Raw genomic sequence first — 12,387 nt, forward strand, 5'->3', positions numbered from 1 at the left:
TTCTACTGGCTTTTATACAGTTAAAGTTTATTGAAAGGATAATGTCTATGCAATATGAAGGAACCGTATACCGGCCCCCAAGTGAGGCCCACAGCTTAATCATGCAGATTACCATCGGCTGTTCCCACAATCAATGCAGCTTTTGCAGCATGTATAAAAACAAGCGCTTCAGAATCCGTAAACTGGAGGAAGTGTTAAGGGAGCTGGAAGAAGCAAGAAATTGCTACGGCAGGATAAAAAGGATTTTCCTGGCTGACGGGGATGGATTGATCTGCAAGACGGACTACCTAAAGGAAGTACTTACAAAAATCAAGACGCTTTTCCCGGAATGTGAAAGGGTAGGGATTTACAGCAGCCCTCAATCGATTTTAAACAAAAGCCTAGAGGATCTGATACAGCTTAGGGAGCTTGGATTAGGGATGACTTATCTGGGAGTGGAATCGGGCAGCAACCAAATACTCGAAGAAATTCATAAAGGTGTTACGGCAGAGCAGATGATCCACGCAGGCAGGAAGATCATTATGTCGGGGATAAATCTGTCGGTGACGTTAATTTCAGGGCTTGGCGGAAGAATGCACTGGCAGGAACATGCCATAGCCTCCGCTCATGTTATCAATGCTATCAAGCCCCAGTACCTGGGACTATTGACCCTGTTGTTAGAACCGGGTGTTCCTTTGGAGGAAAAGGTGAGAAAAGGGGAGTTTCAGTTATTGACGCCTATAGAGGTACTAAAAGAAACAAAACTGCTTCTGGAGAACCTATCTGTAGAGTATTGCATTTTCAGAAGTAATCATGCTTCTAACTATATCCCTTTGCAGGGTACGCTGCCGGCAGACCAACAGAGATTGATTCGACAGCTTGAGGCGGCCATAGAAGCAAATGGGCCATATGACGAGTATTTTAGGAGCCTGTAAAAATTATAAATTTATCCTGTTAGAAGAAATAAAAAAACACTGCATCCGGCGATGCAGTGTTTTGCTTCATTAAAGGTTAGCTTATTTTTGTAAATGTAAAAGGAATTCTTCTTCCGTAGTATTCGCTAGGGCGCTCAATTGTTTCAGAATACTGTCCTTGAGTAGAATAAAGGATTCGATTTTGGTATTTTCGCCTGTATATTCAAGGGCCTTTAATATCATCAGCATATCTCTTTTTGAAACTTCTTCAATAGATATTCGGTCAAATTGTTCCATGTCTACCACCTTTCTTCAATGATCATTTCATCCTGATGAATAATTCGGCATAAATCGTCTAAAACCTTCAAAATATGATAAATAATATTCATAAATCCTATTAAATTTATAATACAAAAAATGAAAAATACAAAAAATCTAATAGCGAAAGAATTTATTTGGAAATAAAAAAACTCCCTAAGTAAGGAGTATTAGGCGGCAGTATATATCGGTAGTTTTTCTTTTGCATGTAACGCATTGTAGCCAATGAGCAGAGCGATGGAGGAAGATGCCTTCTGTGCATGATGCGCATCATTTTGAAATCCTGGTGATTTGGCAGTATAACTTTGAAACAGGTCTTTTAGAATTTGAGAGAGAACTTCCTTGCTGCCATTTAATTTACACATATAGTCTATATCCTTACGGGATAAGTTAGTGGGGTTTTTCATATGCTCGTGGAGCAGCGTTTCGTATTTCAGGTGTTCAAAGAAGCGGTCTTTGAAGGCTTCCCGTTCATGATGAGGATGACAAAAATAATCGGCTATATAATGGGTAATCACACCCAGTTGAATGGAAAACTGTTTAAGATTGATTTTATCCTTTGAAAAGGGCATATTAGAAAGCTGACAGATCTCATTGCTGATAAAATGCAGCGATTCATCAATATAGTGTGGGATTTTAAATAGCCGCGGTGAAATATCCGGCTTGATGTTTCCGTATATAAAGAAACCTTTTTGAAGTTCTATCCCCAGATGCTGCTGTAAATGATTATACACATTCTCCGCAATAAGACTATGACTTTGTATTAACAAAAAAATCTACCCCTTTCGATCTGACCCTGTATAGTAAGCCCAATATTATTATGTCAGAATGAGGAGGATAATGGTTAAAGACCCTGTTATGGAAATGTAAAATGTTTATTAATCTAAAAAGTTTGTCACCAAGATCCAAGGAGCCGCATAGGATGATAAGAAGGGGGGATATTGCATGATATATTATCCGCAAACGCGCTTGTACACCTATAATCGTCAAGCAGCAGTAGCGTATGCTAGAAAGTGGGCACTGGGCAGAAATCCGCGTTATGCTGATTTTGAAAAAATGGGTGGAGATTGTACGAATTTCGCATCCCAGGTACTCCACGCCGGTGGCTGCCCAATGAATTTTCATCGGTACGGCTGGTACTACAAAACCCTAAATAGCAGAGCCCCAGCTTGGACGAGTGTTAAATACCTCCATAGATTCCTGGTAAATAATAAATCCACAGGACCCGTTGTTGTTGAAACAGATCTGCAAAATATTGAGCCTGGGGATATTATCCAATTGAATTTCGGAGATGATGAAGTATTTGATCACTCTCCGGTAGTAGTAGAGATATTGCCTGGACCGAGAACGCTTGATAAAATCCTTATTGCAGCTCATACCTTTGATCGTTTGGATTACCCTGTTTCAAATTATAGTTTTCAAAAAATAAGATTTCTTCATGTTGCAGGTTATAGGAGATAGGAATTATCTCCTTTTTGCTTTCCGAAGAGGAGAAGGTCAATTTAAAGGAGAGGAATAATATGGTATAATGGACTAAGCTATGTTTAAAACAAAGTTTTTTGGATGAGAATAAAGACAAAGAAGGCAACGGAGAGGACAAATGAGATGAAAGTACTGCTAACCACCCTCAATTCAAAATATATACACTCTTCCCTGGCATTACGCTACTTATATCATTTTAATCAGGAGGCTTTTCCGGGGGTTATCACACTCCAAGAATATACCATCAACCATGATCCTAATTATATCCTGGCCGAGCTCTATAAAGGAGATTTTCAAATCCTGTGCTTCTCCTGTTACATATGGAATATCGAGGCTACTCTGGAAGTCATCAGGAACCTAAAGAAGGTAAAGCCTGAGAGCACCATCATCCTAGGCGGACCGGAGGTTAGCTTTGAGGCAGCAGAATTAATGAAGCAGCAGGCCGGCATAGATTATATTGTACAAGGGGAGGGAGAGCTTACCTTTCAGGAATTACTGGCCTATTTAATCCATAAAAAAGGAAGAATAGAGGATATCCAAGGAATTCTATACAGGAAGGGAGATAGCATTTTTCAAAATCAAGAAAGGAATCTGATAAAGGATCTGGATAAAATCCCCAGACCCTATGATGAAAAACTGGAAGGCTTAGAAAATAAAATCCTGTATTATGAAAGTTCAAGGGGCTGTCCCTATAACTGCAGTTACTGCCTTTCTTCTACCATCAAGGGAGTACGTTTTTTTTCCATAGAGCGGGTAAAGCAGGATCTTCGTATCTTTTTAGATGCACGGGTGAAGCAGGTTAAATTTGTGGACAGAACCTTTAACGCAAAAAAAGAACACTGTCTTGAGATTATGAAGTATCTGCAGGAAATGGACAATGGCTATACCAATTTCCACTTTGAAATCACGGCAGATTTATTGGATGATGAAATACTCGACTTTCTCTCGAAGGTTCGGGAGGGTTTGTTTCAGTTTGAAGTAGGTGTACAGACTACCTATGAAAAGACAATGCATGCCATTGACCGAAGAGTAACTTTTTCCAAGCTGGAAAAAACGGTAAGAACAATTTCTGCTTTTAAGAATATCCATTTGCATCTGGACCTCATCGCAGGACTGCCCTATGAAGACCTGGAAAGGTTCAAGGTTTCCTTTAATCAGGTTTATGATCTAAAGCCGGAAAAGCTGCAGCTAGGGTTTTTAAAGCTCTTAAAGGGTTCTGCTATCCGTCACGAAAGAGAAGTCCACGGTTATATCTTTAAGGATGAAGCCCCTTACGAAATATTGGAGAACAAATATATCAGCTATCGGCAGCTGTTAAGACTAAAGATGATTGAAGAAATGGTGGAAATCTATTATAACAGCCATGGATTTGACGGAGCTATAGGGTTTATGCTGGCCAATTTTTATACGAATCCCTATGAATTTTATCAAAGTATCAGTGAATTTTGGGAGGAAAAAGGGTATCATCATAGTGCCCATCATAAAAATGAACTCTATAAATTGTTGGCTGATTTTTATGAGCATGCATCTTTTCCTCATCGAGAGTTATTTTTGGAAATCTTGAAGCTGGATTATCTAAAACAGGGCAGGGGTTCCCTTCCCGACTTTTTCCCTAGGGTGGAAATTGAAGATTTTAAGGATCGCTGTCATGCTTTTCTACAGTCCCAGGAAAATATCATGACGTATTTAGAGAGCTTTGTAAGGATGCCGGCAAAACAGATTATAAAAAAAGTGCATTTTGAGAATTTTGCCTATGATGTGGTAGAGATCCTAAAGCATCCTAAGGTTGAGGCAGCACCTCGGAAGGTAACAACCGTATTGTTTGATTATGAACTAGAGCAAAAGGTGTTTTCAAAATCTAAGTTTTATAAAGTAGAGATTTAGGGGGGATCGATTTGAACATTTTTCAGGATATTTTAGAAACAAATCGGGAGGTTTTGAAAAAAAGTACTCCTTTAGTTTTGAAAAACTGGCCCATATTATTTACAGGTGTTGTGTATTCGGTGATTGTTCTCTTTTTATTCCGGGTTGCTTTTATGTTTTGGATTTTAGCAGGGATTATTGTCACAGCGGTGCAAAGTGCACTAATTTCTAACTACCTGTATTTAATCGAAAACATTATTCAGTATGGTAAGATTTCAATAGAGGATTTCAAGAGAGGCTTCACAGTGTATATCTGGAAGGTTTATGGGATCATGGTAGTGATCTGGTTTGTGAACTATGGCTTAAGCCTGTTTTTAAGTCCATTGCTTAGACTTCAAATCGGCTTTGTATCGTTTTGGAGTTTGATTCAGTTGGCTGCATTTATCCTACTGAACTGCCTGCCTGAAGTGATTTATCAGAAGCATTATATGGTAGGAGAGAGCTTTAGCTATTGCGTCGAGTTTATAAAGGAAAACTGGTTGGACTGGTTTGTGCCCAACATACTTCTAGGAGTATTGTTTGTAATACTGACAGGAAGGGTGCTGACAGCAAACTTTTTAATCGGAAATCCCCTGGTTCGGCTCTCTATCGATGGGATTGTTCTTTATCTGGCCGGTCAGTTATTCCTGTCCTTTGTTATGATTTACAGAGGTTTGCTGTTTCAGCTGTTAAGCGGCAGCAGCAGAAGAAAAAGAGCATATATGAGGAATATGTATAGATAGATTTATATTGTTGCTGCAAAGGATGAAAAAACGGGGGAAATAGGTGATAACTTGGACAAGGTACTCATTCATCATAATAATAAGAATGAATGGCTTTGATTATTTTGATTTTTTAAGAAGATTGTCGATAAGGGAGCTTTTCGCACCATCAATGAAGATCAGGAGTTTTAGGGGGACGGGAAAATGGATATCGTGTATCGGGCATTAGAAAAGGAAGATATTCCAAAGGTAGTGGCTATGTTTCATGAGCTTGCCCAAGAGTCGGCGGAGGTCTCCTTCGCAGAGATACTTTCAGAAGAGGAAATAGCAGAGTGGCTGGATAATGAAAATAAATTTGTATATGGGGCCTTCGAGGGAGAAAGGCTTTTAGGAATACTTCGTGCGACACGGGGAGAAGGTAACGAAAACCATTGTGTAGAGTTGACCGCTGCAGTAGGCAGAAATTATAGAGGAAACAATATCGGAAAGGGAATTATAAACTATGGAGTGGAGCAGTTAAAACTAGCGGGCGTTAAACTTGCCCGAGCCTACATTTATAGTGATAACAGACCGTCGATCAACACGATCCTCTCCTGTGATTTTACTTTTTCCGGCTGTGTTTATCAACATCATTACTGCGAAAAACAGGGAAAATATGTGGATGATCTGATTTTTCACAAGATTTTATAACGGAGGGCTATATGTTACATCAAATCGAGAAATACATAAAAGAGCAGGTAGAACGATTAGTTTTCATAGAATTGAAGCAGGATGCTCCATTGGTCCAGGAGCGGTTTTCTTATCTTAAAGGCGTGCCTATTCCGATCCTTGTAAAGGAGCTGTCCAAGCATATTGGAGAGACTGGGGAAAACACGGAGCAAATACCTATAGATGAAATGATTCGAGGAATGATTTATATCATAGGGTTGGATCATCAATTCAAATACAATTCCATTTACCGGAGATTCTTATACGAGTATGATGAAAAAATCGAGGATTATATCTCTTATGAGGGATTAAAGCTGGCAGAAGCGGGAGATTTAAACGATGGACTCATTTATTTTAAAGCATTGGTATTCCTAAATGACGAAAATATCAATGGTTTTCTAAACTACGGACGCTGTTGTCAGGACCTGGGGGCGAAATTTGAAAATGCCCAAATGCAAAAGGATTATATTCGCACAGCTATTGCAGCCTTTGAAATAATAACAGAAAAATACCCTGAGTTTGCATTGGCGTATTACTTCCTAGGCTTCCATTACATTAATGATAAGCTTTTTAAAAAGGCCCAAATCACTTGGGAAGATGCCATAAGCCTTGGATTGGACGAAGAGAAGGAAAAAGAAATCTTACTGCAGCTGGCGAAACTAAAGGATCATATCCAATATGAGGAGGGTTATACGCTGATCCTCAATAATCGGCCTAAAGAGGGATTAGAGAAGCTTCTGCCTTTAGAGGAAAGCCTAAAAGATCGCTGGAATCTATTGTTCTTTATTGCCTTAGGATATAGGCAGCTAGGAAACTTTCAAGAAGCTATCGAGTATCTGGAACGGATCATTCAGTTGAATCCATCCCAGCCAGACACCTATAACGAACTTGGAATCTGCTATGCCTCTATTGGAAACTTTACAAAGGCAGAAAAGTATCTTAAGAAAGCACTGCAGCTTCAAGGAGACGACAGTGAAATACTCTGCAATCTGGCAATGGTTTATATGGAATTGGGGAGATACGAGCTGGCAGAAGAATATCTTAAAGAATCCTACAGTATCAATCCCGAAGATGAAATCACAAAACGATGCATTGCGCAGCTAAAACGTATTTATCCAGAGCACTCTTTCTAAGAGTGCTTTTTGAATACATAAAATTTTTTAATTCCTCAAAAAAAGTTATAAAATTCTATAGATATAAGGCCATAAGGACTAGCACAAGAAAAAAAAGTATAGTATAATAATTCTGAATAAGAAATATTGATGAGAATGCATTATAGGATACATAATAAATATTGCATCCACAGGAATTTTTTTTGCCCTACTGTTATTAAAAAATTGTAACGTTCAATAAATTTTTTAAAGGAGTGAGAGCATGATTAAGAATTTTCAAGCCCTATTAGATACTGCAAAGATGCAGAAAAAAATGAAGTTAGCAGTAGCTGCAGCCCAGGATGAAGAGGTTTTGGTGGCGGTTACCAATGCCTGGGAATTAGGAATTATTGAACCGGTTTTGGTTGGAGACATTGAAAAAATTCAAGCGATTGCACAAGCCCATCACTTAAATATCCAAAACTTTGAGATGATAGACAGAAAAGATCTGGATGAAGCCGCAAGAACTGCCGTTGCGCTTGTAAGTTCAGGACAGGCGGATTTTGTGATGAAGGGGATTCTGGATACCCCTATATTGCTAAAGGCAGTGCTGGATAAGGAAATCGGATTAAGAACAGACAGCCAGCTAAGCCATGTAATGGTTTATCAGGTACCTAGCTATCACAAGCTATTGTTTTTGACTGATGGAGGCATGAATATCGCACCAAGCCTGGAAGAAAAGGTAAAGATTATAAAGAATGCGGTACAAATTGCAAAGGCCATGGGAAATGAAGAAGTTAAAGTAGCCTGTTTGGCAGCAAAGGAAAAGGTTGATCCCAAAATGCCTGCAACGGTTGATGCAGATCAGTTAAAAGAAATGGGGAACAAAGGTCAGTTTGGGGAAAAGGTTATCATAGACGGGCCCCTTGCCTTTGACCTGGCTGTTTCTAAAGAAGCGGCAGAGATCAAAAAGATTGACAGCAAGGTTGCCGGGGATACGGATATCCTGTTGGTGCCAACGATCGAGGTAGGAAATGGGATCGGTAAAGCACTGACCTATTTAGCCAATGCCGAGTCTGCAGGTATCATTATGGGTGCCAAAGTTCCAATCGTACTGGTATCCAGAGCAGATACCCACGAAGCAAAGCTTAATTCAATTGCATTAGGTAGTGTAATTGCCGCAAATAGAGAATAAGGACAAGACAAGGAGTGTGAATCTATGAAAAAGTTTATGACAGGAAATGAAGCTATGGCCAGAGGTGCTTTTGAAGCTGGTGTTACATTTGCTTCAGCCTATCCTGGAACACCAAGTACAGAGATATTGGAGAATATAGGACCTTATAAAGAACACATCTATGCAGAGTGGGCACCCAATGAGAAGGTTGCCCTAGAGGTTGCCATTGGTGCATCTATCGCAGGGGCAAGATCCGTAGCGGCTATGAAGCACGTAGGTGTAAATGTAGCAGCTGACCCGCTGTTCACCTATGCTTATACAGGAGTTAACGGCGGACTTGTATTGATCTCTGCTGATGATCCTGGTATGCACAGTTCACAAAATGAACAGGATAACCGATACTATGCAAAGTTTTCTAAGGTAGCTATGATCGAGCCTAGTGACAGTCAGGAATCCAAGGACTTTATGAAAATTGCACTGGAACTCAGCGAGCAATATGATACTCCTGTGCTTTTCCGTGTGACTACAAGAATCTGCCACAGCAAGGGACTTGTAGAAATGGGAGAGAGAGAAGAAGTAGGTATTAGGCCATACAGTAAAAATATACCTAAATTTGTTGCAACACCTGCAAACGGCAGAGTGTTGCATGTAAAGGTAGAAGAAAGATTGCGGCAGTTAGAAGAATTCAGCAACAAGACTGACCTAAATAGAATTGAGTGGAACAGCAAAAAAGTGGGTATCGTAACTGCAGGAGTTGCCTATCAATACGCTAAAGAGGTATTTGGGGAAGATGCTTCCTACCTAAAATTAGGATTTACTTACCCACTGCCGATGGATAAAATCAGAGAATTTGCATCCCAGGTTGAAACTCTATATGTGATCGAAGAGCTTGAGCCTTATATGGAAGAACAGATAAAGGCTGCAGGTATTGCCTGTATTGGAAAGGATCTTATTCCTAGAATCGGAGAGTTAAATCCTGATATTATTGCCAAGGCAATATTAGGAGTTGAAAGAGAGACTTTAAGTGTCAGTGAAGCATCTGTTGTCGGCCGTCCGCCTACAATGTGTGCAGGATGTCCTCACAGAGGTTTCTTCTATCAGATTTCTAAAAAGAAGAATGTAATGATCAGCGGCGATATTGGATGTTATACCCTGGGATCAGCAGAACCGCTATCTGCAATGGATACCTGTATCTGTATGGGTGCCAGCATAAGTGCCGGTCATGGTGCACAAAAAGCCTTTGAATTTAACGGTGTAGATAAAAAAGTTGTAGGGGTAATCGGTGACTCAACCTTCTTCCACTCTGGTGTAACCAGCTTGATGGATATTGTTTATAATAAAGGTACTGCAGTAACGGTGATCTTAGATAATAGAATTACAGGGATGACTGGACATCAGGAAAACCCTGGTACCGGCTACACATTGCAGGGTGACAAGACTCATGCTATTAACATCCCGCTGCTTTGCGAAGCAGTAGGCGTAAAAAAAGAAAATATATTTGTGATTAATCCACTGGACCTGGATGCCTGTAACAAAGCTATCGACACAGCCCTGAAGGCTACAGAACCTACGGTGATTGTGACCGAATGGCCTTGTGTTCTGAAAAAGTTTACTCCTGAAGATATTGAGCGATTCGGAAATAAGAAGGTAATCTGCAGAGTAGATGAAGAAAAATGTAAGTCCTGTAGAATTTGTACAAAGACAGGCTGTCCTGCTATTGCATTTGATACAAAGGCTGTTATCAATGAAGATATGTGTGCAGGCTGCGAAGTATGTCTTCAGGCTTGTCCGTTCAAAGCAATCGAAAAGGTGGGTGAATAACATGTCAGATGTAAAAAATATATTATTAGTCGGTGTAGGGGGCCAGGGTATCATCTTGGCCAGTAAGATCCTTTCTGAAGGTTTGATCAGTGCAGGTTATGATGTAAAGATGTCTGAGGTTCACGGTATGGCACAAAGAGGTGGAAGTGTAACGACCCAGGTACGTTTTGGTAAAAAAGTGTATTCACCGATCATAGGAAAAGGTCAGGCAGATATTATTGTTTCCTTTGAAAAAATGGAATCCTTAAGATGGATGGAATATTTAAAGGTTGGCGGTAAGGTAGTTGTGAATGATTATGAGATCCCATCTGCACCGATCTTAGCAGGCAGTGTAAAGTACCCGCAGAATATTATCGAAACCTTGAAAGAAAAAGCAGACACTACGGTTTTCAAGGCTGCTGATATTGCAAAGGAGCTAGGCAACATCAAAACCATGAATGTGGTTATGGTAGGTGCTTTAGTAAAGGCTATGGGATTAGACGAAGTGAATTGGGAGAATGTTGTTCGTGAAAATGTAAAGGAATCCCTTGCCGATATTAATATTGAGGCGCTCAAAAAAGGAATGGAACAGGTAAAATAGTATAGAAAGAAGGAAGTGAGTCAGCGATTCACTTCCTTTTTTACAGTAAGAATAAATTTATGTATATTGTATAAAGACAAGTCCAGATAATGCCATAGTACTGTAGGGAACGGTCTCTGTGCCGTTCCGGTAACTCTAGGGGCACCTGCCTATTACTCCATTATCACAGAAAAATGTAGGGGACGACGATGCCGTCGTCCCGTAAAAAATTTACATTCAGAATTTCATAATCTTCTATAAAAGTAAAGAATATGAGTAGGAATTGATAGAAATATGTAGAATATTTAAACAAAGAGAAAAGGAGGAGAAAAATGACGGAGAAAATATTGGGTATATTAGGTGGTATGGGACCGGAGGCTACATCCTACTTTTTCCATCAGCTTATCAAGGCAACACCTGTAAAAAAGGATGAAGATCATATTAAAACCATTATCTACAGCAATCCTCAGATACCAGATCGTACGGAGGCGATCCTAGGCAGAGGAGAGAGCCCCGCAGAAGCAATGGTAAAGTCAGCAAATATACTAGCACAGGCAGGGGTCTCTACTGTCTTTATGCCTTGCTTTACTGCCCATTACTTTTTTGACGAAGTGCAGGCGCAGGTTAATACGCCTATGACCAGTTTGCTGAGAATTATCCATCATTATATAGATGAGCACTATAAGGATATTAAAACTGTAGGTATCCTATGTACCGATGGGACCGTTAAGAGTAAGATATTTGAGAATGAATTAAATAATTATAATGTTATTTATCCGAAAGAGGATATCCAAGCAAGCTGTGTAGTAAAAGCAATCTACGGGGAGAAGGGAATAAAAGCAGGATACACAGAAGGGGAACCCACGGAGCTTTTAGCTAAAGCAGCCCAGCATCTCAAGGATCAGGGAGCACAGCTGGTGATTATGGGATGTACCGAAATCCCGCTGGCTTTTAAAGAAGAACGTATCGATATACCAGTAGTCAACTCTATGAAAATCGCAGCACAATATTTTGTGAAGCAGTTTAAGGGGTAGTGGGAGCAGCAGGAGAAGAACGGTGCACGCTTGAATTTTAGGATAGAAATGTTTTTTTCTTAGAGGTCAAGTAGCGTATTTGCTCTTTCCTTTTGATAAGAGCTATTTTTACATTTATAATTACTTTTATAATATAAAAAGACTTTCGTAGGGGCAGGTCTCTGTGCCTACACGTCTGATTTATGTCTGTGTACTGCTTTGAAACCATGAGGTATCAACCTTCACTCCGTGAGACTATTGGATAAAATAGGCCGCAATATTGTTCTAAGGATCTACCGGGATCAATGACGGCATCCGTGCTCCGTGATCCCTAAAGGGACCTCCTGTCCCTTTCACGATCCTTCTTCAATATTGCGACTCTATTTTCTTAACCAATGATTTCAAAGTCGTTCTCTTTTGATACGCCCATGGTTTCTTGTCAGACAGCCTGTTTTCGTAGCGACAGGTCTCTGTGCCTGTCCGTTAAAAAGGTTTCTGTAGGGGCAGACCCATAGGCGTCAACTTAACCCATAATTTGTCATCCTGAGCGGAGTAAAACGGAGTCGAAGGATCTTTAAGCTAGATGACATATTCTGATAATCAAAAATAATCTTGCTTATGTTCTATAAGATTCTTCGCTAACGCTCAGAATGACATGCTTCTAAGGTTTATTTGGAAATAATTGGATTACGTTGACGCCTATG

12 protein-coding genes are annotated in these 12,387 nt (G+C 40.0%); 10 read left to right on the plus strand and 2 right to left on the minus strand.

Translation table 11 applies throughout. The annotated features are described in order from the left end of the window. Positions 1 to 47: 47 nt before the first annotated feature. A complete protein-coding gene (locus BUB56_RS14910; RefSeq protein ID WP_110942101.1) occupies positions 48 to 914 on the plus strand; it encodes a radical SAM protein in 867 nt (288 codons plus the stop codon). Positions 915 to 995: 81 nt separating this feature from the next. On the opposite strand, the gene BUB56_RS14915 is transcribed toward BUB56_RS14910, so the two are convergent. Continuing rightward, positions 996 to 1,190 (minus strand): hypothetical protein, encoded by a 195-nt coding sequence (locus BUB56_RS14915; RefSeq protein ID WP_110942102.1) that lies wholly within the window; start codon positions 1,188 to 1,190, stop codon positions 996 to 998. Between the two features lie 191 nt (positions 1,191 to 1,381). Beyond that, entirely contained in the window at positions 1,382 to 1,981 is a 600-nt protein-coding gene (locus BUB56_RS14920) for a zinc dependent phospholipase C family protein (protein ID WP_190014578.1), read from the minus strand. A 175-nt stretch (positions 1,982 to 2,156) separates the two neighbouring features. On the opposite strand from BUB56_RS14920, the gene BUB56_RS14925 reads away from it, so the two are divergent. From BUB56_RS14925 to cuyB, 9 genes are all read left to right on the plus strand, one after another. Further along, positions 2,157 to 2,672 carry an amidase domain-containing protein gene (locus BUB56_RS14925; RefSeq protein ID WP_110942104.1) on the plus strand — a complete coding sequence of 172 codons (516 nt, stop codon included), beginning with the start codon at positions 2,157 to 2,159 and terminating at the stop codon, positions 2,670 to 2,672. Between the two features lie 144 nt (positions 2,673 to 2,816). After that, positions 2,817 to 4,577 (plus strand): B12-binding domain-containing radical SAM protein, encoded by a 1,761-nt coding sequence (locus BUB56_RS14930; RefSeq protein ID WP_110942105.1) that lies wholly within the window; start codon positions 2,817 to 2,819, stop codon positions 4,575 to 4,577. 11 nt (positions 4,578 to 4,588) lie between these two features. Continuing rightward, a complete protein-coding gene (locus BUB56_RS14935) occupies positions 4,589 to 5,338 on the plus strand; it encodes a hypothetical protein (RefSeq protein WP_110942106.1) in 750 nt (249 codons plus the stop codon). A gap of 183 nt (positions 5,339 to 5,521) precedes the next feature. Further along, entirely contained in the window at positions 5,522 to 6,007 is a 486-nt protein-coding gene (locus BUB56_RS14940) for a GNAT family N-acetyltransferase (protein WP_110942107.1), read from the plus strand. Positions 6,008 to 6,018: 11 nt separating this feature from the next. Continuing rightward, positions 6,019 to 7,158 carry a tetratricopeptide repeat protein gene (locus BUB56_RS14945; protein WP_110942108.1) on the plus strand — a complete coding sequence of 380 codons (1,140 nt, stop codon included), beginning with the start codon at positions 6,019 to 6,021 and terminating at the stop codon, positions 7,156 to 7,158. Between the two features lie 241 nt (positions 7,159 to 7,399). Beyond that, positions 7,400 to 8,311: a bifunctional enoyl-CoA hydratase/phosphate acetyltransferase gene (locus BUB56_RS14950; protein ID WP_110942109.1), complete on the plus strand. Its 912-nt coding sequence runs from the start codon at positions 7,400 to 7,402 to the stop codon at positions 8,309 to 8,311. Between the two features lie 24 nt (positions 8,312 to 8,335). Then, complete coding sequence (gene iorA / locus BUB56_RS14955; RefSeq protein ID WP_110942110.1) at positions 8,336 to 10,111, plus strand: indolepyruvate ferredoxin oxidoreductase subunit alpha; 1,776 nt, start codon at positions 8,336 to 8,338, stop codon at positions 10,109 to 10,111. A gap of 1 nt (position 10,112) precedes the next feature. Beyond that, entirely contained in the window at positions 10,113 to 10,691 is a 579-nt protein-coding gene (locus BUB56_RS14960) for an indolepyruvate oxidoreductase subunit beta (protein WP_110942111.1), read from the plus strand. A gap of 311 nt (positions 10,692 to 11,002) precedes the next feature. Beyond that, positions 11,003 to 11,704, plus strand: coding sequence for a cysteate racemase (gene cuyB, locus BUB56_RS14965; RefSeq protein ID WP_110942112.1), 702 nt, complete (start codon positions 11,003 to 11,005; stop codon positions 11,702 to 11,704). Positions 11,705 to 12,387 lie beyond the last annotated feature (683 nt).

This window comes from Geosporobacter subterraneus DSM 17957, from assembly GCF_900142145.1.
Taxonomy (GTDB): domain Bacteria; phylum Bacillota; class Clostridia; order Peptostreptococcales; family Thermotaleaceae; genus Geosporobacter; species Geosporobacter subterraneus.